This is a genomic window from Streptomyces sp. NPDC005899 (assembly GCF_040629645.1).
Classification (GTDB): domain Bacteria; phylum Actinomycetota; class Actinomycetes; order Streptomycetales; family Streptomycetaceae; genus Streptomyces.
Genome location: NZ_JBEXWB010000032.1, coordinates 1 through 22842, shown reverse-complemented (window position 1 = coordinate 22842; position 22842 = coordinate 1). Strand labels below are relative to the sequence as shown.

Annotated in this window: 20 protein-coding genes and 2 pseudogenes; 10 read left to right on the top strand and 12 right to left on the bottom strand. The window is 68.5% G+C overall.

The window, feature by feature from the left end; all coding sequences use genetic code 11:
* Window positions 1–67 precede the first annotated feature (67 nt).
* Window positions 68–994 (top strand): polyprenyl synthetase family protein, encoded by a 927-nt coding sequence (locus ABZ371_RS06850; RefSeq protein ID WP_358674558.1) that lies wholly within the window; start codon window positions 68–70, stop codon window positions 992–994.
* Window positions 995–1400: 406 nt separating this feature from the next.
* Here ABZ371_RS06850 and ABZ371_RS06845 read toward each other — a convergent pair whose 3' ends face one another.
* Together ABZ371_RS06845 and ABZ371_RS06840 are read right to left on the bottom strand one after the other, a co-directional pair.
* Window positions 1401–1589, bottom strand: coding sequence for a hypothetical protein (locus ABZ371_RS06845; RefSeq protein ID WP_358674557.1), 189 nt, complete (start codon window positions 1587–1589; stop codon window positions 1401–1403).
* A gap of 60 nt (window positions 1590–1649) precedes the next feature.
* Window positions 1650–1916, bottom strand: coding sequence for a hypothetical protein (locus ABZ371_RS06840; protein WP_358674554.1), 267 nt, complete (start codon window positions 1914–1916; stop codon window positions 1650–1652).
* A 245-nt stretch (window positions 1917–2161) separates the two neighbouring features.
* Between ABZ371_RS06840 and ABZ371_RS06835 the strand changes: the two genes are divergently transcribed.
* Both ABZ371_RS06835 and ABZ371_RS06830 read left to right on the top strand, forming a co-directional pair.
* Entirely contained in the window at window positions 2162–2557 is a 396-nt protein-coding gene (locus ABZ371_RS06835; RefSeq protein ID WP_358674552.1) for a MerR family transcriptional regulator, read from the top strand.
* A 106-nt stretch (window positions 2558–2663) separates the two neighbouring features.
* Window positions 2664–3587, top strand: coding sequence for an NADP-dependent oxidoreductase (locus ABZ371_RS06830; RefSeq protein WP_358674549.1), 924 nt, complete (start codon window positions 2664–2666; stop codon window positions 3585–3587).
* A 67-nt stretch (window positions 3588–3654) separates the two neighbouring features.
* Here ABZ371_RS06830 and ABZ371_RS06825 read toward each other — a convergent pair whose 3' ends face one another.
* Both ABZ371_RS06825 and ABZ371_RS06820 read right to left on the bottom strand, forming a co-directional pair.
* Window positions 3655–4071, bottom strand: a complete 417-nt coding sequence (locus tag ABZ371_RS06825; RefSeq protein ID WP_358674547.1) for a hypothetical protein — start codon at window positions 4069–4071, stop codon at window positions 3655–3657.
* A 203-nt stretch (window positions 4072–4274) separates the two neighbouring features.
* Entirely contained in the window at window positions 4275–4952 is a 678-nt protein-coding gene (locus ABZ371_RS06820) for a hypothetical protein (RefSeq protein WP_358674544.1), read from the bottom strand.
* Between the two features lie 134 nt (window positions 4953–5086).
* Here ABZ371_RS06820 and ABZ371_RS06815 point away from each other — a divergent pair, with 134 nt between their 5' ends.
* Window positions 5087–5659, top strand: a complete 573-nt coding sequence (locus tag ABZ371_RS06815) for a helix-turn-helix domain-containing protein (RefSeq protein ID WP_358674541.1) — start codon at window positions 5087–5089, stop codon at window positions 5657–5659.
* Between the two features lie 155 nt (window positions 5660–5814).
* On the opposite strand, the pseudogene ABZ371_RS06810 reads toward ABZ371_RS06815, so the two are convergent.
* The 7 genes and pseudogenes from ABZ371_RS06810 to ABZ371_RS06780 all read right to left on the bottom strand — a co-directional run bounded on the left by ABZ371_RS06810 (window position 5815) and on the right by ABZ371_RS06780 (window position 14821).
* Window positions 5815–6557: pseudogene (locus tag ABZ371_RS06810) on the bottom strand (IS701 family transposase).
* A 17-nt stretch (window positions 6558–6574) separates the two neighbouring features.
* Window positions 6575–6836 (bottom strand): annotated as a pseudogene (locus tag ABZ371_RS06805) (M23 family peptidase); the annotation flags it as partial.
* 1702 nt (window positions 6837–8538) lie between these two features.
* Window positions 8539–9450, bottom strand: a complete 912-nt coding sequence (locus tag ABZ371_RS06800; protein WP_358674537.1) for a carbohydrate ABC transporter permease — start codon at window positions 9448–9450, stop codon at window positions 8539–8541.
* A 2-nt stretch (window positions 9451–9452) separates the two neighbouring features.
* Window positions 9453–10346, bottom strand: a complete 894-nt coding sequence (locus ABZ371_RS06795) for a sugar ABC transporter permease (protein WP_219568418.1) — start codon at window positions 10344–10346, stop codon at window positions 9453–9455.
* A gap of 84 nt (window positions 10347–10430) precedes the next feature.
* Window positions 10431–11753 (bottom strand): extracellular solute-binding protein, encoded by a 1323-nt coding sequence (locus ABZ371_RS06790; protein ID WP_358674533.1) that lies wholly within the window; start codon window positions 11751–11753, stop codon window positions 10431–10433.
* Window positions 11754–11823: 70 nt separating this feature from the next.
* The gene (locus ABZ371_RS06785; RefSeq protein WP_358674530.1) at window positions 11824–13557 is read right to left on the bottom strand and encodes an alpha-glucosidase; all 1734 of its coding nucleotides are present in this window, start codon (window positions 13555–13557) and stop codon (window positions 11824–11826) included.
* 82 nt (window positions 13558–13639) lie between these two features.
* Window positions 13640–14821 carry an ROK family protein gene (locus ABZ371_RS06780; protein ID WP_358674527.1) on the bottom strand — a complete coding sequence of 394 codons (1182 nt, stop codon included), beginning with the start codon at window positions 14819–14821 and terminating at the stop codon, window positions 13640–13642.
* A 735-nt stretch (window positions 14822–15556) separates the two neighbouring features.
* On the opposite strand from ABZ371_RS06780, the gene ABZ371_RS06775 reads away from it, so the two are divergent.
* The 5 genes from ABZ371_RS06775 (at window position 15557) to ABZ371_RS06755 (ending at window position 21240) form a co-directional block, all read left to right on the top strand.
* Window positions 15557–17932: a family 49 glycosyl hydrolase gene (locus ABZ371_RS06775; RefSeq protein WP_358674524.1), complete on the top strand. Its 2376-nt coding sequence runs from the start codon at window positions 15557–15559 to the stop codon at window positions 17930–17932.
* A 97-nt stretch (window positions 17933–18029) separates the two neighbouring features.
* Window positions 18030–18464, top strand: a complete 435-nt coding sequence (locus ABZ371_RS06770; RefSeq protein ID WP_358674522.1) for a DoxX family protein — start codon at window positions 18030–18032, stop codon at window positions 18462–18464.
* 81 nt (window positions 18465–18545) lie between these two features.
* Window positions 18546–19199: a lytic polysaccharide monooxygenase auxiliary activity family 9 protein gene (locus tag ABZ371_RS06765; RefSeq protein WP_358674519.1), complete on the top strand. Its 654-nt coding sequence runs from the start codon at window positions 18546–18548 to the stop codon at window positions 19197–19199.
* A 151-nt stretch (window positions 19200–19350) separates the two neighbouring features.
* Entirely contained in the window at window positions 19351–19875 is a 525-nt protein-coding gene (locus ABZ371_RS06760) for a DoxX family protein (protein ID WP_358674516.1), read from the top strand.
* A gap of 48 nt (window positions 19876–19923) precedes the next feature.
* Entirely contained in the window at window positions 19924–21240 is a 1317-nt protein-coding gene (locus tag ABZ371_RS06755; RefSeq protein WP_358674513.1) for an ABC transporter ATP-binding protein, read from the top strand.
* Window positions 21241–21450: 210 nt separating this feature from the next.
* On the opposite strand, the gene ABZ371_RS06750 is transcribed toward ABZ371_RS06755, so the two are convergent.
* Window positions 21451–22056 carry a hypothetical protein gene (locus ABZ371_RS06750; protein ID WP_358674511.1) on the bottom strand — a complete coding sequence of 202 codons (606 nt, stop codon included), beginning with the start codon at window positions 22054–22056 and terminating at the stop codon, window positions 21451–21453.
* Between the two features lie 140 nt (window positions 22057–22196).
* On the opposite strand from ABZ371_RS06750, the gene ABZ371_RS06745 reads away from it, so the two are divergent.
* The coding region (locus ABZ371_RS06745; RefSeq protein ID WP_358674508.1) for a helix-turn-helix transcriptional regulator at window positions 22197–22842 on the top strand (646 nt) is incomplete at its 3' end.

The following is a 22842-nucleotide window of genomic DNA, read 5'->3' as shown; positions in this document are numbered from 1 at the left end:
GCACAGTTCCGCCGATGCGGCGGCCTTCGGCGCTCCTCACCCGTCCGCCGGTGTCGAAATCTGATACTTGACCGGGCACCTGCGTGATGAGGATGGCCAGGAGCACACCTGGACGCTCAGCATCCTGCGTCATCACGACGCGCAGGACCCGGCCACCGGCCCCGGCTACTGCCTGTGCGTCACGCACCACAGTCCCGCGGGCCTGAACTACGGCACGTGGATCACGCCGACCGCTCTACGGGTGGTCCGCCAGGCGCTCGAGGGGGGCCAGGCCATGGATCCGCGGGTGCGGACCGCACTGTCCGAGGCTCTGGCACAGGGCCCGCTGCTGCCCGACCGGCTACTGCGGCAGCCGGTGACCGAGGCGGACGGGGGACTCGACATCACTGTGGGCGATCTGGCTGCGCTGCGCCGCGAAGAGGACGGAACCTTCCGCGTGTCCTTCCGGGAGCAGGCGCAGTTCGACCTGGTCCTCGCGGGGATCACCGCCATCCTCGCCGGCGCCGACGAACCACAACTCGCCGCTATCTCGCGGTACTTCGAGGACGTCGGCATCGCCTACCAGATCAGCGACGACGTCATCGACCTGTACGGTCAGGTCAGCCCCGACGAATACCGACAGGGGATCACCGTCCGCTCCCCCGCGGAAGACCTCGCCACCGGCACCGTCACCTACCCCGTCGCCCACGCCACCGGCCTCCTCGACGAGACCGACCGCCGATGCCTCCGGACGGCTCTGAACGCACATACCGACGCCGGCGCCATCGAGGCGTCCCACCTGCTCATGCACAACGGCGCCCTCGATGTCTGCCTCACCGAAGCCCGCGAACTCGTCGACCACGCCTGGCACACCCTCGACCCGCTGGTCCCACCGACGCTCCACAAGGCGATGGTCCGCGCCCTCGGTTGGTACGCAGCCCAGCGCGTCTCCGAATACGACCCGCACGCGCCCGACCGCCCCACCTCGTCACTCAGCCACACAACCTCTCGTTGAGGCGTGTCGGGAACGATCACGTCCGCAGGTCGACGATCGCGCACAAGGATCGGTGCTGCGGGCAGTTCTGACAGCGCTGCCGGGTGCGTGAAGCCTGCTCGCGCCGTCCTGCTCGGGTGACCAGGACGGCGTCCACGGATCAGCCAAGGTGGGTCTGCTTCAGCGGCGGCGGTCATGCCCGCCGATGTCCGGGACCGGTCCAGCGGACTCGATGGTGCTGGCGTGGGCGGGGCGCCACATGGGGTGCCGGTCGCCGCACGTCACGTCTGCTCAGGTGGTCCTCGTGGGCGCCGATCAAGAGCCGAGGAGCGGTCAGCCAAGGACGAAGGTGTTGGGAAGGCCGAGGCGGTAGCGGGTCTCGTCGAGCTTCTTGACGCTCTTCAGCTCGGGCGCCTCGTACATGGGGTCACCGGTGCGCGCTCGGTGCCGGACCCGGTCTGGCCGTCCGCTCGGGGTGAACAGCGGTGACGTAGGGCATGGCTGTGGCCTCCTTGCTGCCGTACAGGCGCATCGATCTCAGCGGGTCGGCGGTCTCGACCGCCTCGTTGAGGATGCGGTCCTGGCGCAGGCCGGCCAGAGTCAGCCCTTGGGGCACATCGCTGCGCAGCAGGGTCTTCCCGACGGGGGGTGGTCGAAGTCGAGCGCTGATCGCTGGCTAACGAGCAGGTGGGGATTGGTCGAGGCGGGCCGGCGACGGCGGGTAGTCCAGCCAGCCGGCGGTGATCCGATGGCTGAGTTCCTCCAGATGGACAGTGTCCGGTAGCAGGTCACGGTGAATGGCGAGGGTGCCGCGGGCGAGGTCCAGGTCGCGGGTCATGATCGTGCGTCGGATCACCGTCGCGGTGAAGGTCGGGGTCCTGGAAGAGGAGGCGCCGGTCACGTAGGAGCTCTTGGTCTTGAGGTCCGGGCCGGTCCGGGCCATGTCAGTGCTGGCAGGGGAGCAGCGGGAACCGTACTGGCCGGAGGGCATCCACGCCTGGCAGTCCGCGCACGACCGCGGGAACCGGCACCAGGTGTCGGCGTGCCGAGGAGAGTGCTCAGGCGCGTACATATGGACGTGCTCAGTTGTGGGGCCGGGGCGACAGCCCTGTGGTTGTAGCGGCGTCCGTGGGCATCCATGACTCGCCGGCGTCTGCACCGGGAGCACGCGGGCGTAGGCTCCCAGGAATGCGGATCGGGGAGTTGTCCACGCGCACGGGCGCGAGTCCGCGCTCACTGCGGTACTACGAAGAGCAGGGCCTGCTGACCAGCTCACGCTCCGACGCGGGGCAGCGTCACTATCCCGATGCTGCAGTCCAGCGCGTGTCACTCATCCGACAGTTGTTCGACGCCGGTATGTCCAGCAGGGTGATCGCGACTGTGCTGCCGTGTGTGGACGTCCCGGGTGACCTGGCGGTCGCCGAGGAGACGTTCACGGCGATGATGCGCGAGCGCGACCGGATCGACGCCGACGTCGCGCACCTGATCGAGACCCGAGATGCACTCGACGTGCTGATCAGGGCCAACAGCCGGCATCGGGCGGAGCTGTCCACGGCCCCGGAGCCGACGGTACGGTCGGCCTGATGCTGTGACCTGCGTCTCAGTCACTTGCCCCTGACATCGATGTGAGAGGTGAGGATGACTGCAGAGCCCGGAGTCACCGGGTCGGTCACATGGGAGGCGGCAGAAGATGGGGCAGGCGTGGGGTTTCGGCAGGTATGGCGGGCCCGAGGTGCAGGAGTTCTTCGATCGTCCCGATCCCGTCCCCGGTCGCGGTGAGGTTCTGATCCGGGTCGATGTGGCCGGCGTGAATCCCCTCGACCACATGCTGCGCTCGGGCCTGGTCCCCGGGCTCGACGGCGGGCGCCCGTTTCCCCTTGTGCTGGGGATGGAGGCAGCGGGAACGGTTCTCGCCCGGGGCGAGGACGTCGACGGGCTTGATGTGGGTGACGCGGTCTTCGGCTTCGCACTCACTGGTGGCGGCACCTACGCCGAGACGACGGTGCTGTCCGCGCCGAACACTGCGCGCATCCCTGCGGGCCTGTCCGCGACCGTGGCGGCAACACTGCCCGTGACCGGGACGACCGCGGTGGACGTGCTCGACCAGCTCGGCCTCCCGGCCGGTGCCACGGTCCTGGTCAACGGGGTCGGGGGTGGGGTCGGCCTCGTCGTCGCCCGGTTGGCCATCGGGCGCGAGTTGCGTGTGATCGGCACCGGGAGTACCGCCAAGCGCGAGCAGGCCGAGGCCATCGGGGTGCGGTTCATCGACTACACCGCCGGGGACGTCGGCACCGCGGCACGCGAGCTGGTTCCGGACGGCTTCGACGGGATCGTCGACCTGGTCGGAGGCACCTCGCTGCGGACGGTCGCTCCACTGGCCCGAGATCCCCGCAACGTCATTGCCGTGGGTGATATGTCCGTGTCCGATCTCGGTGGGCGTTTCGTCGAGCGGCGCCTCGACCGGGAAAGTCTGGAGCGGTCCGCCAGGCTGGCCCTCGACGGAGTTCTCGCACCCGTGATCACTGCGGTCCATCCGCTCTCCGACGCCCTGACCGCACTCGCCTCCGTCGAGAACGGCCACGCTGCGGGCAAGGCTGTCATCACGATGGCATGAGAAGCGGCCTGGCCGCCCGGTGCCGTCGACCGTCTACAGCGGACTGACGAGAGCCCGTGGTCAGCCATCACCAACTGAGCACGTTCACCTGTACGGGTTGGGCACGTTCAGGCGTACGCCGACAGCGTCCATGAGAGGTGCGGCGGGTGAGGGGCACGGTGACCTCCGGGAAGGGCCGGTCGCCTGGTCTCGGCTGACCGGGCGGAAACCGCCCGGCCCCGGCCGCCGACGTGCGACGGGCGGGGCCGGTACGGAGAGCGTCCGGCCAGCTCCTGGAGAAGCGCAGGATCGTGAACTCTGTGCCGGTGCCGCAGGTGCGCGGCTTGGCGGTCAGGATCTCCGGCTGGTCGTCCGCAAGGCTCTGCGGTTCCTCCTCGATCCACTCGGTGGAGCGCTGGAGGGCGAGGCGGTCCAGGTGGAAGCTGGTGAGGTAGACCGTGACGTCGAAGTCCGAGCGGCGCTCCGAGTGCAGCCGCCGGCGCACGATCTCGCGGGCGGTGACGTCGTCGGGGCGGGTCGGCAGGTCCCGGGTAGCGCCCCCAGCACTGGGTGGCGTGGGCGTTGGCGATCTCCCCGCCCGCCTGCTCGGTGGTGATGCTGTAGTCCCGGTCGCAGTCCGAGGACGCGCTGGGAGACGATCACGCCCTCGAGCTTCCAGGTCTCGCCGATCACTCAGCTGAAACCGGTCTACATGTAGGGCCGGATGGATACCGTGACATCCATGTCGAAGGCGTTCCCTCCCGCCGCGGATGGCAGGCCCAGGGCCCGGTCGAGCGCGCGGCCAAGAGGGCCGCAGCCACTGGTGCCCGGGGCGGCGAACTCCGCGTCCTGGGCACCGAAGGCGGCGACCAGGGGGTCCTTGGATATCACCCTGGTGGGATCGGTGTCCTTGAGCACCAGGTGGAGGGCGTCCTCATCGCTGCCCACCGAGCAGCCCGACCACGGCAGGGCCAGCAGCCCGTGCGCCGAGCCTATGACGAACTTGATGTCGAACTCGCCGCGCCGGGTGTCGTCGGACAGGAAGTCCGAGTAGCCGCCGTACTGCGGAGTCAAAGTCAACATGGTGCCTCCCACTCGGATTGACGCAGCGGTCATCTCCCCGAAGACCTGGCGGAACTCACCGTCCACACGGCCTTCCGCAAAGGTGATCTCCATAGGTTCGGTGAGCGGCTCGTCGACGGCGCCCATGCGCAGATGCCCCGTGGCGTGCATGACCTCGCAGCGCCAGGTCCCGGGGTCCGCACCCGTGGGCAGCTCATCGACGGTCGGGCAGGCGGAGAAGTCGAACTGGGGCAGATCCGCGGCCCTTTCAGCTCCATACGTGGGTGCGGCGCCCAGAGCGAGTCCGGCAAGCAGCGCCCCCACGGCAGCACTTGTGAAGCGGCGGACTGCGCGATTCAAGGTCACTCGGTTCGGCGTCATACGCCCCAGTATTGCAGAGGATTCTCTGCAGAGAAAGGTCTGCAGATAAATAGCTGCCATCCGGATAGACTGCCGCCATGACGAAAGAGCGGAGAGCGGAGGCCTCAGAGCGGCGCACGGTCAACAGCCCCGAGGTGCTCAAGGCCCTCTCGCACCCCCTGCGCCTGCGCATCCTGCGCCACCTCGGCGCGGCGGGCCCGGCCACCTCAACCACGCTGGCCGCCGCCCTCGGCGAGAACACAGGGACGCTGAGCTACCACCTGCGCATGCTGGAGCGCAGTGGCCTCATCGAAGACATCCCCGAGCGCTCCACCGGGCGTGAGCGCTGGTGGCGCGGCGTGCGCGGCCTCGACATCCGCAGACCGCCGCAGGGCGAGCTGACGGAAGCCGAGCGCGCCATGTCGGCCGAGCTGGACCGGATGAGGATGGAGGAGGACGTCGAGCTCGCCCGGCAGTTCACCGCCGGACAGGCGGAGTCTGAAGGCTGGATGCGGGGTTCACGCGGCCTCGTCCACCTCACGAAGGAGGAGCTGGACGCGTTCCATGACGACTATCTGGCCCTGCTCGCGCGCTATGCCCGCGGGCCCGAGGAAGCCTCCGACGACGCACGACCCGTACTCGTCCGCTGGTTCGGCCTGCCCGCTGACTGACTGGCAGTCGGCCGACGAAGTGTCTGATCGACCGACTGGTAGTGCTTCGTCAGGTCTGGCGTCTCTGAGGACACGGTTGGTGCCTACGATGAGGTCATGGTGACCATCGACGTAGCTTAGGTCGCGATGTGCGTTTCGGGCGGCAGGTTCGATATTTAATAGCCCGTCGGCGCCTCTCCCCCGGCGGGCCATTCCACCAGGAGGGCGGAAGTGGGCAGGACACCGTCCCACTGGTTGCGTCCGCCGCCCGCCGCCTGGGCGCCTGCCAAAGACTGCTTGCGCGCCGGCCTCAAGGTCAGGACGGCGAACCGTGAGGTCATCGGCCCCTTGCTGCCCTGCCGCCGGCTCACCTCGGTGAAGTGGCCGGCGGCAGCGGCATCAACCGTGTGGAGGGAAAGAGCGCGCGGCGCCGTCCGGTAGCGAGGAAGGGTCGGCGGGCCCGGTCCTCCACAACCCGGCTGGTGCGGGTCGATGTCGAGCTGGTGCGCGACTTCCTTCCCGGTCAGTGCGAGCACGTAGGGCAGGCCCGGTTCCTGAAGGCCGTGCCGGAAGGGGGTGCTGACGCCGTAGCCCGCGTCGGCGACCACAACCGGTGCGGTCAGTCCCCAACCGGTCACGTTGTCCAGCAGACCGAGCGCGAGCCGCCATTTCTCCTGATGGACGATCTCGTCGGGGATGCCTGCCCGATGGCAGCGGCCCGGCTCGTCCGTCCACCCCGGGGCAGATACAACTGCCAGTCCAGTGGACACGACGCAGCATCGGTCGCTGCGTGGACACTGACCGCGACCTGGCCGTTCCCCCGCTTGCCAAGGGCTCCGCAGTACTGGCGGGCCACCCCGGCCGACGCCCGCCCGCACTTGGGAATCGACACATCGTCGATCACCCACACCTCGGGCATAACAGCGTCGGACGGTCGCCGTGGTCGACGGCGATGTAGTTGCCCGCGCCCCTGGGCTGCGCGTAGCGGTAGGCGGTACCGGCCGCCGAGACCAGCAATGGGGGCGCCCGCCGTGGCTCCGCCGTCGGTCCGGACGAAGTCGAGGGCGAGGCGGACCTCGGCCGAGTGGTGGCTGTAGGTCCACTGCTGACCGCAGGGGTAGGGGGCCTTGAAGTTCGGGACCGCCGCGCCCGGGGTGGCCGTGAGCAGACCGGCCGGCAGGACGACGAGAGCGAGCAGGGCGATGCGCAGGAGGGATCGCACGCGGATTCATCCTCCGAGTCGAGAGCCGGGTGTCGTGGGGTACCGGCGTCAATTCGGGTGTCGCGTTTCTTGACCGGCGTCCAGGATGACGGGGATCGGGCGTTCCCGGAAGCCTGCGCCACCTTTCCGCAGGGCCTCGGGGCGCGGCGGTTTCGGGTGCGGTGCCGGAACGAGGACTTCCGCGGCCGCCCGCCGGGCATGCCCTCCTCGGCCGGACGAACGTGGGCGGGGGCCGGGGTCGCGGCCATGGGAAGGGGGAACGGCGGGCACGTGGATGGGAAACGGGGTGGTTGTCCTGCTCACCCTCGCAGCGTTCGCGCTGCTCGTCGGTCCTGAACGGCGGTTGAGCGCCGCTCACCGGGCCGTACGTGGCCTGAGCGGGTCGGTGAGGCCGGTGGAGAACCGGCTCGACCTGTACGAACTGGCCTACCTGTGCGGCGAGGGCTCGCGGGTGGCCGAGACCGTCCTGGTGCGGATGCACCCGGAGGGCCGGGCCGCGGTGGAACGGCGGACGCCGTACCGGATCACGGCCACGCTCTCCGGCGAGCCCCGGGACGACGTCGAGGCCGCCGTACGCGACACCTGGGAGCAGCAGACCGAGGGGGACGACGGAGCACGCTGGCCGGCTCACTGTGTACCCCACCGCGCCCCCCGTGCAGGCGGTGCGCGAACAGCTCGTCGCGGACGGCCTGCTCCGCGACGCGACCGCCCCACTCGGCGTGTTCGGCGACCATCCCGTGCTGCGCGCCTGCTACGCAGCCCTGCACGGCTTCGCGCGGACGGTCCGGAGGTTCCGCGTCTTCGCCGTGGCGGGGATCATCGTCGCGGTGCTGTGCCACGCGTATCTGCCCCTGCTGGCCTACCCACCGCTTCTCCTGGCGGTACGCCTTCGCACGCAGCGGTACAAGTTCGCCCGCGCCGTTTACGGAGAGGTGACCCCTGCGGGCCGGACTGCGATCTCGGCCGTGTCGGCCGACGAGCCGTGCGGGCCGTTCACCGCGGACGGTGAGGGCGTGGGCGACGGGCCGTCCGAGCCCGGCCGCTCGGAGCCCACCCGCGCGCCCCGCCTCGTATGCGAGGTCGCGCGCCACGGGCAGGCTGGATGTCTTGCCGGCCGACCACGTCCTCGGCCCGCCCCCCGCACCTCCGGTACGACCGCCCGAAGCCCGCCCGGTAGAGCCGGAGGTCATCGTGGACGCGTCGCCGGGGTTGGGTGGTCTCTGAGCCCGGCTGCCACGTCACCACCGCCCACCTCACTTCCGGGACATCTGAAAGCCGGCAAAAATGGCACCGTCACACCCTCTCTGACCTGGACACATGCGAGTCGAGGCGGGGTGTGACGGAGTCCCCGGGACTTTTCTGGGACTGTGAACCAGGAGCGACGGCTTCCGTGCACCGCGCTCTTCACGTGATGAGCCATCGAAAGGATGCCGGCTCCAGCAGGACCGGAAAAGCTCAGTTCAGAGCCTGTTCAGCGACCCGATCTACCGTCTGCGGGCGTCCGGAGCGTCAAACGAGCGTCATGGCCAGCCCCCCTTCTTCGGGAGAGGAGATTCGACGTGAGTCACCGGCTCGAGCCGTGCGGTGCGGGCCCCTCCGCAGGCGTGGGTGTACCCCGGATCCGGCGGCGGGGCAGTGCGTGCCGGATCCGGGGTGGCTTCGGGGTGTTGCGGGTGGGCTACTTGACGGCTCCGGCGGTCATGCCGCGGGTGAGGGAGCGCTGGAATATGAGGAAGAAGACGACCATGGGGACGATGCCGAGGAGGGCTGCGGCGCTCATGGCGGTGGGGTCGCTGGTGTATTGGCCTTGCATGACGGACAGGCCGAGGGGGACGGTCTGGTTGTCGTTGGAGATGAGGAGGACGAGTGGGTAGAGGAACTCGTTCCAGCTCCAGACGAAGAAGAAGACGCACATCACCGAGAGGGTGGGCCAGCTCATGGGCAGGACGATGCGCCACAGGATGGTCCAGCGGCCGGCTCCGTCCATGGAGGCTGCTTCGATGAGTTCGCGGGGGAAGCCTGCGAAGACGGAGGAGAGCAGGTAGGTGCCGAAGGCGCTGTAGGTGATGCCGACCAGGATGGTGTAGCCGAGTTTCCCGTCGTAGAGGCCCATCTCCTTGAAGAGGTAGTAGATGGGGTAGACGAGGCCCTCTTGCGGCAGGACGTTGACGCCGAGGAAGAAGATGAGGAAGGGGGTGCGCCAGCGGATGCGGCCGATGCCGATGGCGTAGGCGTTGAAGAGCGCGAGCAGGACGGCGATGAGGACGACGCCGAGGCTGATCTGGATGCTGTTGAGGAGTTTCTGGGTGAAGCCGACGCGGTCCCAGACCTCAGCGATGATGCTCCAGTTCCACTGGGCGGGAAGAGACAGCGACCCGTTGCTGCGGAAGTCCGCGCTGGTTTTGAAGGAGTTGAGCAGGATGACGATGAAGGGTGCCAGGAACGCGAGGACGAACACGGCGACGGCGCCCAGGACGGCGTAGGAGCCGGGGCTGCGGCGGTTGCCCGTGGCCTTGGCTTCACCCGCTTCCGCCTTGACCGCTTTGCGCCGGTGGCCGGGGGGTGCCGTGGAAGTGGTGTGCGTGGTCATGGTCATCCGTCCTCGCGGGCCTGGCGGGTGAGCATCGTTCCGGCGATGATCAGCACGAGCAGGGTGATCGTGCTGGAGATCGCGGAGCCGTATCCGACGTCGGCGCGCTCGAAGAAGTTCTGGTAGGCGAAGTAGGCGGGGACGAGGGTCGAGTTGCCGGGGCCGCCGCCGGTGAGGACGAAGATCTGGGCGAAGACCTTCAGGCCGGCGATGGTGGTGGTGACAAGGACGACGTAGACCTCGGGCCGCAGGATGGGCACGGTGATCCGGGTGAAGCGCTGCCACCAGGTGGCGCCGTCGAGGGAGGCGGCTTCGTACAGTTCGGGGTCGATGCGCTGGAGCCCGGACAGGAACAGCACCAGCGGGTAGCCGAGCTGCATCCAGACAAGGACGGCGAGGACCATCCACAGGGCAAGGTCGGGGTCTCCGAGCCAGTTCTGGGCGAGGGAGTTCAGGCCGATCTTTTCGAGGACGCTGTTGACGGCGCCTTCGGGGGCCAGGATCCAGCCCCACATCAGCCCGGTGACGGCGACGGGGATGACCTGGGGCAGGTAGAGGCCCGAGCGGAAGAGGCTGACGAACCCGTCTCCGTGCTTCTTGCCGATGTAGTCGAACAGCAGAGCGGCGAGGAAGAGCCCGAGCAGGGTGGGGACGACGGCGATGCCGACGATGACGAAGGCGATGTTGCGGAACGAGGCCCAGAAGTCGGCGTCGCTGAACAGGCGGGTGTAGTTGTCGAAGCCGATCCAGGTGGGCTCTCCGACGCCCTGCCATTGGGTGAGGCTGTAGTAGAAGGTCATCACCAGCGGGACGACGAGGAAGAGCAGGCTGAGCAGCAGGCCGGGGGCGAGGAAGACGGCGTATCCCGTGGGCCGCGGGTGACGTGTGGTTTTCACTGTTGCTCCAAGACGGGCGGGACGGCGGCCCTGTGCGGGCGGGCCGCCGTCCCCGGGAAGAAGGGACTGACGGGCGGGTCGGTCTCAGCGCCGGGTGGCGGTGTACTTCTCGTAGGGGGCCTGGAGCTCGTCGAGGACGGCGTGGGGCTTGCCGCCGTTCATGAGGTTCTGGGTGGCGCCCATCCAGGTGTCGTAGTAGCCGGGTGCCGGCCAGTCCGGGTAGAAGGCGAGCCCCTTGCCGTCCTGGTAGGTGTTGAACGCGGTGATGAGCTCGCGGGACTTGGGGTTCTCGATGGAGTCCGGCTTCACGGCGAGCGGGACGTTGCCCTCTTCCCCGAGGATCTTCTGGATCCTGTCCGACATGGTGATGTCGATGAAGTCCTCGGCGAGCTTCTTGTTCTTCGCCTTGGTGGGCACGACCCAGTGGTTGCCGCCGGAGCCGAGGGTCTTCCTGCTGCCGGGGTAGGCGGCGGTGGACCAGGAGAAGTCGGTGATGTCCGTGGTCAGGCCGCCGAACCACCAGTTGCCGCCGACCATGATCGGGCGCTTCTGCGAGACGAACTGCTCGGTCATGTCGCTGCCCTTGAGGCCGACGTCCTTCTTCTCGAAGTAGCCCTTGTCGAGCCAGTCCTTGTACGTTTCGACCGCGTAGGTCCACTCCGGGCCGTGGAAGTCGACCTTGCCCTTGTAGAGCTGGTAGTCGTCGACCCAGGCGTCATTGGCCTTGGCCAGGGCCAGGAGGTAGAGCCAGTGGCCGGCGGGGTGGTCGTTGCCGGCGTTGGCGAGCGGGGTAATCCCGGCGGCCTTGAAGTCGGCCAGGGCCGCCTCGAAGCTCTGGAGGTCGGTGGGCTTGGTGATGTGGTGCTTCTTGAAGAGGTCGTCGTTGTAGTACGCCAGGACGAACTCGCCGTAGTTGGGGACGCCGTACCACTTGTCGCCGCCCATTTCACCGTTGGCGTCGTAGCGGGCGGTGACGGACGCGCTCTCGCTGATCTTCTTGTCCCAGCCGCGTTCCTTCGCGACGGAGGTCAGGTCGGTGAGCAGGCCCTGCTTGGCGAGCAGTCCGGTGGTGGCATTGCCCTTGTTGTACTCCATGACGTCGGGCGCCTTGTCGGAGTTCAGGATCATGCCGGCGTTCTGCTGTATCTGCTCGAACGTCTTGCGTTCGAAGACGACCTTCACGTCGGGGTGGGTCTTCTTGAACTCCGCGATGGCCGAGTCCCAGGCGTTGCTCAGGGCGCCGTCCTCCTGCTCGTAGTGCCACAGGCGCAGAGTCCTGCCGTCTCCCTCGGCGGTGTCCGATCCGCCGCCGCAGGCGGTCAGCGGTGCCACGAGTGCCAGCGCGGACACGGCGAGCAGGGCTCGCCGGGTGGTGCGGCGCGGAGCACGGAAGCGCATGTTCGTCATGAGGATTCCTTGGGTGTGCAGGGTCAGGGCGGTGCGGGGGGAGGCGGTACGGGTGTTCAGGTGGGGCTGGTCAGGTGGTGCGGCGGTGGACTCGGGCTTCCCAGGGCTGCAGGGTGTGCGGGGCCGTGAGAGGTGTGGTGGCCGGGACGTTGGCGATGAGGGTTTCGCTGTGCTCCCAGCCGTCGGGCAGGTCGACGGTGAGGTCGGCTCCGCTGAAGTTGGCGAGGACCAGCAGTTCGGTGCCGGATGCCGCGTGGTGGCGGGTGAAGGCGTAGAGCCGCTCGTGGTCGGGGTGCAGCATGTGGAAGTCGCCGTGGGTGAGGACGGGTTCGGTGTGCCGCAGGGCGATCAGGCGGCGGTAGTAGTGGAAGACCGAGTCCGGGTCGGCGAGCTGGGCCTTGGCGTTGACGCGGGTGTGGTCGGGGTTCACCTGGATCCAGGGGGTGCCGGTGGTGAAGCCGGCGTGCTGGGTGGTGTCCCACTGCATGGGGGTGCGGGCGTTGTCCCGGCTGCGGTGCCGGAGTCCGGCCAGGACCTGTTCCTCGTCGACACCGTGGGCGGTCTGCTCGCGGTGGTAGTTGAGGGACTCGATGTCGCGGAAGTCATCGATAGAGGCGAAACGGGTGTTGGCCATGGCGAGCTCTTCGCCCTGGTACACGTAAGGGGTTCCGCGGTGCAGGTGGAGCACGGTGGCGAGGAGCTTCGCGGAGCGGTCGCGGTGGGCGGGGCTGTCGTCACCGAAGCGGGAGACGACGCGGGGCTGGTCGTGGTTGTTCCAGTAGAGGCTGTTCCAGCCTGTCTCGCCCAGACCGGTCTGCCAGCGGCCGAGGCTGGCCTTGAGGTCGGTCAGCTTCAGCGGGCGGACGTCGAACTTGCCGCCGGGGCCCTGGTCGAGTCCCACGTGTTCGAACTGGAACACCATGTCGACCTCGCGGCGGGCGGGGTCGGTGAACAGCTTGGCGTCCCCGACAGTGACCCCGGGCATTTCGCCGACGGTCAGCAGGCGGCGAGGGTGGCCTTCGAAGACCTCACGGTGCATCTCCGCCAGGTACTCGTGGATGCGGGGGCCGCAGATGTAGTGGGGGCTGCCGTCCCCGTGCAAGGCACCCTCGTGCACGATGCCGTCGGGAAGGCCAGGGGTCTTGGAGATGAGGTTGATGACATCCATGCGGAAGCCGTCGACGCCCCGGTCGAGCCACCAGCGCATCAGGGCGTGGACCGCCTGGCGCACGGTGGGGTTCTCCCAGTTGAGGTCCGGCTGCTTGCGGGAGAACAAGTGCAGGTAGTACTCGCCGCTCTTCTCGTCGTAGGTCCAGGTGGGGCCGGAGAAGAAGGAGCCCCAGTTGTTGGGTTCCGCACCCGGGGTGCCCGGCTCCATGCCTTCGCGGGCAGGGCGCCAGATGTACCAGTCCCGCTTGCTGCCCTGCGGGCCTTCGTTGCGGGAGGCGGTGAACCAGGGGTGTTCGTCGGAGGTGTGGTTGACGACCAGGTCCATGACGAGCTTCATGCCGCGCTCGTGGACGGCGGCCAGGAGCCGGTCGAAGTCGGCGAGGGTTCCGAAGAGCGGGTCGATGTCCTGGTAGTCGCTGATGTCGTATCCGTTGTCGTCGTGCGGGGACGGGTAGACAGGGGACAGCCACAGGACGTCGATGCCGAGCTGGGCCAGGTAGTCGAGCCGTTCGATGATGCCTTGCAGGTCGCCGATGCCGTCCGCGTTCGAGTCTGCGAAGCTGCGGGGGTAGATCTGGTACACCACCGCTTCGCTCCACCAGGCGTCGGCGGGCTTGGCTTCGATTTCGGGCACGTCAAACCTCATAGTGTTCGCATGGTTACTTTTAGTGACTTTGCGGGTGGTGGGTTGCCGCAGCATCGGCGGGCGCCGTGGGTCAGGAGATGGCCGCGCCCACGGTGTCGCGGATGACGAGGCAGGCGGCGCCCCGGGCCCAGAGGTCGTGGCGGGCGGGGTCGACGTGGATGTCGCAGTCGGTGGCCGCGGTGGAGAACGCCTGGGCTTCCATCGCCCTGCTCATGTGCGGGCCGAACAGGTCGTAGGCGACCGCGCCTTCGCCGGCGATGATGATCTTCTGCAGGTTGAGCAGGTTGCACATGCCGGCCACGCCTCTGCCGAGGGCGGTGCCGGCTTCGGCGAAGGCGGATCGGGCCACGGTGCGGGCGGCCCCGGCGTCGCCTCGCGCGAGCTCGATGGCGTCGGTGATCGTGTCGCAGGGAAATCCGCCGTCTGCGAGGTGACGCAGGATGGCGCGGTCGCCCGCCAGGGCTTCGAGGCAGCCGCGTCGGCCGCAGCTGCACATGGGCCCGGAGGGGTCCAGGGGCAGGTGGCCGAGTTCGCCCGCGAGTCCGGTGGCGCCGGAGAACAGGGCACCGTCCAGGAGCAGGCCGCAGCCGATGCCGGGGCCGACGGTGACCACGGCGAAGGAGTCGATGTCGCGGCCTTCGCCGAACCATCGTTCGGCGACGACCAGGGTGTTGACGTCGTTGTTGACGACCACCGACAGCCCGGTCGCTTCCCGCAGGGGCCCGGCCACGTCGACCTTGTTCCAGTCGAGCAGGGCCGAGTAGCGGCAGATCCCGGCTGCCGAATCGACGTGGCCGCTGACCCCGACACCGAGGCCGAGCACCCTGTCCGCCGCTTCGGGCGCCTCTGCGAGGAGCCTGCCGGTCAGGGAGGCGGCAGCGGACAGGGCGGTCTGGGGGGTGCGGTCGGCCAGGGGCTCCTCGTCCCGGGCCAGGACGTTGGCCGCCATGTCGGTGACGACGCCAAAGACCCGTCCAGGGGCGATCTTCATGCCGACGACCACGTGCTTGTCGGGATTGACGTGCAGCATCTTCTGCGGCCTGCCCCGCCCCTGGGCAACCGGGTCGCTCTCACGCAGGTAGTCATGCTCGAGCAGCGGCGGCAGCATGCGGGTGACGGAGGAGGGCACCAGGCCCAGGCGCTGGGCGAGCTGGGTGCGCGAGATGGGTCCTGCGGTGAGCACGGTCGCGAAGATCTCCGCCCTGGTCTGCTCACTGACAAGCTCCGAGAACCGGATCTTGGACGGACTCATCACGCGGTGCCTCCAGGTAGTGGTCTGTCAGGGCCGTTACATCGGGTTCAGAGCCATCGAACCCGATGCGGGTGGCGAGGGCTCCCCGTATGCGCGGGGCCGGTACTGCCAAGCGTTGCAGAGATCGTCATCGTGCCTCCTGCGGCTGGGACGCCGTCGACCTGTGGAAGTCGGCGTCGCTGCTTATGACGGGAGTGTGTCCCGCAGCCTTTAAGTGCGTCAAGGAAGAAAACATCGCGTTACGCAACCGTGATGGCCCACTCCAACCGGACGCTCGTAGTCGCTTTGCGTCTTTTGTACTTCTTGTTATGCACACGCTGGTCTCATAGGTCGAAGAATCCTGTTCATTTCATTGACACGGGGAAGAAATGACGGGAAGTTAACCGGCAACCGGGGCGGAGCCAGGGCCTGTTGGGTCACAGGTCGCCGCCACATCTGCAGCCCCTCACCCCTCGGGGCGGGCAGGACCGGTTCGCTGTGCTCGCAGGACCGGTGTCCTGTGCTCCTGGCCCTGCGAATGATCCCCGCGTGGACTGCGTCAGCCGGCTCCCCCGAAGAGAGACAAACCGCCGACCAGGACGAGTGCCGCACCCCGGTCAGCCCCGGCAACGGGCGACCGCATGCACCGATGACTCCGCTACACAGCTGTTCCAGCTGTGCCGGCGGTGTCCGTGCCCGCCCCCGGGCGGGCGCCCTGGGGGCCATGCCCCGACTCATCGAAGAGAGGACATCATCATGCCCGCAGGAAGACTGCGACGGCTCAACCCACTGGCGGCCATCGCCGCCGGCCTGGCACTGGCGCTCGCCGGAGCCGTCGTACCCGCCAGCACCCTGGCCTCGGCCGCGCCCGCTCCGACCGGGCAGCTCGTCCCCGCGGCCGCGGTACTCGCGGCACCCGCAGCGGGAGCGGCGGGAGCGGCGGGAGAGACCGCGAACAGCGAGCAGCTGCAGACCTGGTGGCACGACAACCACGAGTTCAACACGAGCAGCCCGGTGGGCGGTGACAAGGTGCGGCGGTCCTCCTTCTACGACGTGAAGGTCGCCACGGCCGCGGCGCCGACCACGAAGTACGACTCGTTCGCGTACATGAGCATCCCCCGCAGCGGCAAGGGAAAGATCGGCTACACCAAGGAGGACGGCGCGGAGTTCGCCGCCTCGGCGAACCTCACCATGAGCTGGTCGTCGTTCCAGTACACGGCTGACGTGTGGGTCGACGTGTCACTGCGCACCGACCAGAGCATCTCCTCGGCCGACCAGGTCAGGATCAAGCCGAGCAGTTTGAACTTCGACAAGGAGCTGGTCAACAGCAAGACCGTCCGGGTCAAGGTGCCCTACAGCTCGAAGGGGTACCGCTTCTCGGTCGAGTTCGACCCGCAGCTGTACACGGCCTACAACGACATGTCCGGACCGGCCGGCGACGCCGGCAAGCTGACCACCACCGGCGGCGGCAACAACCGGGCCATCCACACCGAGCCCCGCAACTCGATGATGATCTTCGCCGAGCCGACGCCGACCGGCGCGGAGAAGGAGCGGCTGATCCCCACCGCCGCGTCGGGGAGCATCCACTACCCCGAGCCCGGCCAGGTCACCAACCTGAACAACATCAGCCAGGACATCATCTACTTCCGCCCGGGCACGTACACCATGGGCTCGAAGTACCACGCGGTGCTCCCGGCCAACGTCAAGTGGGTCTACCTCGCACCCGGCGCGTACGTGAAGGGCGCCTTCCGCTTCTTCCACGACACCCAGGGCCTGTACAAGGTGACCGGGTACGGGGTCCTCTCCGGTGAGCAGTACGTCTACGAGGCGGACACCAACAACAACTACGACCACCTCAGCGGGGCGTCGAACTGTCACGCCTCCTGCGTGAAGATGCTCCAGTTCCAGTCCGCCGACGCCCAGCAGTACCTCGATCTACAGGGCGTGACGATCAACGAACCGCCCTACCACTCGTTCGTCGTCTACGGCAACGAGCAGACCTTCCAGATGCGCGTCGACAACTACAAGCAGGTCGGCTCCTGGTACTGGCAGACCGACGGCATCGAGCTCTACCGCGGCAGCACCATGAAGAACACGTTCTTCAACGCCAACGACGACGTCCTGAAGATGTACCACAGCGACGTCAACATCGATAACACCGTCATCTGGAAAAACGAGAACGGCCCCGTCATCCAGTGGGGCTGGACCCCCCGCAACATCGACAACGTCCGGGTGACCAACACCCACGTCATCCACAACCGGATGTACTGGAAGGACGTCAAGTACAACACCTGCATCCTCAACTCCTCCTCCCACTGGGAGGACATGGGGTCCACCACCAAGGCCGACCCCAACACGAAGGTCCAGAACATGACCTTCGAGAACATCACCGTCGAAGGCCGGACCAACTGCGCGATCCGCGTCTTCGCGCTCTCCGGCACCGAGAACATCCACGTCAAGAACCTGAAGATCGACAGCTGGAACGGCCTCGACCCGGGCAGCCAGGTCAGCCTCCTCAAGCGCTACACCAATACCGCCGGCCAGAAGGTCACCCTGGGCAACGAGACGACCCAGAGCAAGGGCCTCAAGCTCGAGAACTACACCGTCGGCGGCACCGTCATCAACAAGTCCGGCACCAACTGGGGAGCGGACCAGCCCGGCCGCCTCGGCTTCGACGCGGAGACCTGGGACAACTGGAACGCCTGGGGCGCCGGCGGCAACCCCACCCCTGACCCCGAACCCAGCACGGACTCCGACCGGATCGTCAACGGCGGCAGCACCAAGTGCATCGACCGCGCCGCAGCCGGTACGGCCAATGGCACCCCGATCCAGCAGTGGACCTGCGCCAACACAGCCTCGATGACGTGGACGCTGGACGGCCAGCAGCTCAAGTCCGGCGGCAAGTGCCTGGACGTCGAAGGCGGTTACACCGCCAACGGCACCAAGGCGCACCTGTGGGACTGCGGCGGCTGGGACAGCCAGAAGTGGGCCTTCCAGGCCAACGGCACCCTGAAGAACCTCAAGTCCGGCCGCTGCCTCGATGTCGAGGGCCAGAGCACTGCCAACGGGGCCCGCCTCCACCTGTGGGACTGCAGCACCTGGGCCAGCCAGAAGTTCAGCCTCACCGCCTAGCCACTTGATCGCGGGTGGCCACCACCGCAGCGGGCCACCCGCGACCGGGCCCAGCAGCAACCCAACCCCTCCTCCCGCGCAGAAAGGCATGAGGCACATGCCAACAGCCAGGTTCGAAGGGCCCGTCCTGAGCCTCTTCCGCATCGTGACCGGCCTGCTCTTCGCCTGCCACGGAGCCGCCACCCTGTTCAACATCCTGGGCGGCCCGCACGGCGAGATGCCCAGCACCGGGGAGTGGCCCAGCTGGTGGGCCGCAGTGATCCAGCTGATCGGCGGAACACTCGTGCTGATCGGACTGAGCACGCGCACGGCAGCACTTCTGTGCTCCGGGTCCATGGCCTACGCCTACTTCGTCAACCACCAGGGCGACGGGCTGTTCCCCATCGAGAACGGTGGCGAGAGCGCCGCGCTGTTCTGCTGGGCCTTCCTGCTCATCGCCGCCCTCGGCCCCGGCCAGTGGTCCCTGACCGCTCTGCTGAACCGGCTCGCGCGCCGGCGAGAGGAGGTGAGCACCCACCTGAACAACGCCTGACCGCATCACAAGCTGTCATGTGCACCTAAATCACTGGTCGGGACCGGCCCGTGATCTCCACACACACGGAGGAAGAGGACCATGAACCGCATACCCGCAACGCTGTCCCGCGCCGTCGCGCTGAGCTCCGCCGTACTGGCCACCGCCCTCCTGGGCGTCATCCAGGCACCGACGGCCTCCGCACACGGCACCGTCATCACCCCCGAGACCCGCAACTACGGCTGCCTGCAGCGCTGGGGCTACACCGAGCCCGACGAGTCCCAGGACCCGATGTGCTACCGGACCTACCACGAGAACGCGAACGCCATCGGCGCGTGGAAGGCCGTCTACGCCAACAACACCGGCGACAACTACAAGCAGGTCATCCCCAACGGCCAGATCTGCAGCGCCGGCGGCCAGGGTGAGACGAACTACCGTCCCCTCGACCGCCCCGGACCGTGGAAGATGACCGACATCGGCTCCGACTTCACCGTCGACCTCTACGACGAGGCACGGCACGGCGCGGACTGGCTCGAGGTCTACGTCACCAAACAGGGCTTCAACCCGGAGTACCAGCTGATCGGGTGGGACGACCTCGAGCTGGTGAAGAGGACCGGCAGGTACCCCTACCAGCCGCACTACGTCACGGATGTCAGCACCTCCGGCTACAGCGGACGCCATGTCGTGGTGACCGTCTGGAAGGCATCGCACATGGACCAGAAGTACTTCCTGTGCAGCGACGTCAACTTCAGCTGACAGCCAGCTGACCGGGGCCCCGCAGGAGGCGCTGCCCTCCGCGGGGCCCTTCCCCGTACGAAGAAGCAAGGGCCCGGGCCGGCGGACAACCACCGCAGTCACGAGCCCAGCAGCCAGCACCCGTGATCGTCTCCAGCGGAGGAGATTGTCGATGACCAGCACCTCCCACCACCGCCACCCCGCCGAAAGCCCTGCCCCCGACGACCGGGCACCCGCCCCGGCGCTGGGCTTGCGGCAGACCCTGGAAAGCCGTGCGGCGGGCCACGCCCACCGCTACACGCGAATCAGCCCCATCGTCCTGCGCCTCTGCATCGGCCTGATCTTCTGCTGGTTCGGCGCCCTGAAGTTCTTCCCCGGCGCGAGTGCGGCCGAGGACTTCGCCATCAGCGCCATGACCGAATTGACCAGGGGACTCATCCCCGCACCGGTCTGCCTGCTCCTGCTCGCGGTCCTGGAGACGAGCATCGGGCTCGCGCTCCTGACCGGCTTCCTGCTCCGCTGGGCCCTGGCAGCGTTCTTCCTGCACATGGCCGGAGTCCTCCTCTCCCTGCTCGTACTGCCGGACGCCTCCTGGCACACCGCGGCGGTTCCCACGTTCGAAGGCCAGTACGTCATCAAGAACATCGCCCTGGTCGCCGCCGGCCTCCACATCGCCGCCGACGAGCTCACCCCCTGACCGGCCCCTCTCTTCCCCCGCCAAGCGCGACTCGCACCAGGAGCACCCGTGGGCAGCACCATCACCCTGCGCAACCTCACCAAGACCTACCCCAACGGACAGAGGGGCGTGCGCCGGCTCTCCCTGACCGTCCAGGACGGGGAGTTCCTCGTCCTGCTCGGCCCGTCCGGATGCGGCAAGTCCACCCTGCTGCGCATGATCGCCGGCCTGGAAACCATCAGCGGGGGCGAGCTGCACCTCGACGGAAGGATCGCCAACGATCTCCCGCCGAGCGAACGAGACATCGCGATGATCTTCCAGAGCTTCGCGCTCTACCCCAACATGACCACAGCGCAGAACATCGGCTTTCCCCTCGCGGTCCGGAAACAGGACTCCGGCCAGGTGACGGCGCACGTGCAGTCCGTCGCCCGGACCCTGGGCATCGACCACCTCCTGAACCAGATCCCCGGCCGGCTCTCCGGTGGGGAGCGCCAGCGCGTCGCCATGGGGCGCGCAGTGGTACGGCGCCCCTCGGTCTTCCTGATGGACGAGCCACTCTCCAGCCTCGACGCCCGGCTGCGTGCCCGCCTGCGCACCGAAATGCTCGCGGTCACCCGCAGCACCGGTGCGACGACCGTCTACGTCACCCACGACCAGGCCGAAGCCATGGCGCTCGGCGACCGGGTGGCAGTCATGCGCGACGGGATCCTCCAGCAGGTCGACACCCCCCGTACCCTCTACGCGCTGCCCGCCAACGCCTTCGTCGCCTCGTTCGTCGGCACACCGAGGATCAACCTGCTGCACGGCACGGTGTACGCCCCCGTCGACGGCGTCATGGCGCTCGACGTGGGGGCCCAGAAAATCACCCTGTCCTACCCGCTCACGCATGACCACCAGATGCTCCGCGTCGTCCAGGGGCAGCCGCTCCTCATCGGACTGCGTCCCGAAGCCATCCGCATAGCCGACAAGACACACGCCACCGCTTTCGAACGAGCCGTGACCGGGGTTGTCGAGCACACCGAGTTCCAGGGCCACGAAGCGCTGCTCCACCTCTCACTCGGCGGACAACGGGCCGACGTACCGGCCCAGCTCTCCGACCACACACCCCACCACCCGACCCGCACAAGCGCCGCCGACATCCTGCGGCAACTCCGCCGCCGCATCGGCCTCTTCGGCCACCACCCCGCACCCCTCGGCGCCACAGAGCCTCCGTCGCAGCCCCCTCCCCGCAAGGGCATCGGAGAACTCGTCATCCGCGACGAACCAGGCGCCCGTCATCGAAGAGGCCAGCACATCCCCCTCCTCATCGACGTACGCAACCTGCTCGTCTTCGATGCACACGGCGAACGCATCAGCCCCGACCCCACCCGAGTGCCGGAACTCTGACTACAGCCGAGAACCACCCACTCCAGCCCTGACCGCACTCAGAAGTCATCTCGTTCGGCGAGTCGGCGGTAGCAGATGAGGGTGCAGGCGATGCTGGTGAAGGCCAGGAAGTGGTCGCCGTCGGTGGAGCAGGTGGGCACGTTAGCGGCGCGCCCCGGTTCCGGCCGCGCCGCTGTCGAGCTGTGCTCAGCCCTCGGGGGAGCTCTCGGGTCAGTGGAGCTTGTTGACGGCGGTCTTCGTCGTGGTGCGGAAGGCGGTCAGCGGGGCGTCCTCGAGGTCGCCCATCTGGCCCCAGCGGACGAGGGTGACGGTGCGGCCGTCACGGCCGACGGAGAACAGGTGGATGTCGGAGATGCCGATCTGCGGGTCGGCGGTGTCCAGGCTGTAGACCCAGGCGCCCTCCTCGACGGCGAGCTTGCCGTGGGAGGCGCTGACGGCCTGCAGGCCCGGGTTCTGCTGCTCCAGCAGGGGGCCGCAGCCGGCGAGGGCCCCGCGGAGGGTGTCGACCAGCTTCACGGCGTCGGCCTCGGTACGGGCGACGGTGGTGACCTGGACGGCGTTGGTGTCGAGCTCGGTGCCGAACTCGCGGTAGCGGGTGTTCTGCGCCGGGATCTTGTACGGGGCGCAGAGGACGCCGCCGTTCTCCGGGACGCCGGTGAAGACCTGGGTGGCGGTCCACGGCGTCGACGACGGCGGCATCTGGGAGGCGGCGAGGAAGGCGGGCTGGGCAGCGGCCTGCGCCGGGGCTGTGGCGAGGGCCGCGAGGCCCAGTGCGGCAGCGGCTGCGGTGGCGAGTGCGGTGCGGAGCTTGTTCATGGTGGTGGATCCCCCGTCGGGTCGTTCGTTCGGCCAGTGCTCAACCAGCGTGGGGCCGGCGCCTGCCGACTGCAACGATCACGCGCCCACCAGCCGTCCCGGAACCATTCCACCCCCGTTGACGTGCAAGGACGTGAAGGATGGGACGCAGGGTCGAGGGGGATGGAATGCCGAAGGACGCCGCCGTCGAGGAGTTCGCGGGGCTCGTGCGCGCGCTGAAGGCGCGGGACGGGAGGAGTTACGAGGCGCTGGGCCGGCGGCTGAGCGTCAGCGCGTCCACCCTCCATCGCTACTGCTCGGGCGCGACCGTCCCGGAGGAGTCCGCCGTGGTCGACCGCCTCGCCCTGCTGTGCGGGGCGGACGAGGAGGAACGGCGGGCCCTGGAGGCGGCTTGGAAGGAGGCGGACCGCGCCCGCCGCCGAGCGGCCTCGCCCGCGCCTGTGCCGGCCGTGTCGGCCGCGCCGGAATCGAACCCGGACCCGTCCGCGCCGGAACCGGGTCCCGGCCCCGCCCCGGACCCGACCGCCGCGGATCCGGCCGCGCCGGAGGCGCCCCGCGCCCGCCCCCGTCGTGGCACCCCCGCTCCCCTCCTCCTCACCGCCGCCGTCGCCCTCGTCGTGCTCGCCCTCGCCGCCGCCCTGCTCGGCCACCCCACCCTTACGGCTTCCGCCCCCGCTCCCGCTTCCACCGGTCCGGGGCGGACCGCGGCCCCCCTCCCCTTCACCTGGAGCATCGGTTCCCAGCTCTGGGAGGGCGGCTGCGGGCACACCTACCTCGTGGACCGGG

Coding starts and splice junctions, on each gene's coding strand:
- ABZ371_RS06800 (WP_358674537.1), bottom strand. CDS start 9,450: ATGACCACGCACACCACTTCCACGGCACCCCCCGGCCACCGGCGCAAA.
- ABZ371_RS06830 (WP_358674549.1), top strand. CDS start 2,664: ATGGGGCAGGCGTGGGGTTTCGGCAGGTATGGCGGGCCCGAGGTGCAG.
- ABZ371_RS06765 (WP_358674519.1), top strand. CDS start 18,546: ATGAACCGCATACCCGCAACGCTGTCCCGCGCCGTCGCGCTGAGCTCC.
- ABZ371_RS06750 (WP_358674511.1), bottom strand. CDS start 22,056: ATGAACAAGCTCCGCACCGCACTCGCCACCGCAGCCGCTGCCGCACTG.
- ABZ371_RS06770 (WP_358674522.1), top strand. CDS start 18,030: ATGCCAACAGCCAGGTTCGAAGGGCCCGTCCTGAGCCTCTTCCGCATC.
- ABZ371_RS06760 (WP_358674516.1), top strand. CDS start 19,351: ATGACCAGCACCTCCCACCACCGCCACCCCGCCGAAAGCCCTGCCCCC.
- ABZ371_RS06775 (WP_358674524.1), top strand. CDS start 15,557: ATGCCCGCAGGAAGACTGCGACGGCTCAACCCACTGGCGGCCATCGCC.
- ABZ371_RS06780 (WP_358674527.1), bottom strand. CDS start 14,821: ATGAGTCCGTCCAAGATCCGGTTCTCGGAGCTTGTCAGTGAGCAGACC.
- ABZ371_RS06815 (WP_358674541.1), top strand. CDS start 5,087: ATGACGAAAGAGCGGAGAGCGGAGGCCTCAGAGCGGCGCACGGTCAAC.
- ABZ371_RS06835 (WP_358674552.1), top strand. CDS start 2,162: ATGCGGATCGGGGAGTTGTCCACGCGCACGGGCGCGAGTCCGCGCTCA.
- ABZ371_RS06790 (WP_358674533.1), bottom strand. CDS start 11,753: ATGACGAACATGCGCTTCCGTGCTCCGCGCCGCACCACCCGGCGAGCC.
- ABZ371_RS06840 (WP_358674554.1), bottom strand. CDS start 1,916: ATGGCCCGGACCGGCCCGGACCTCAAGACCAAGAGCTCCTACGTGACC.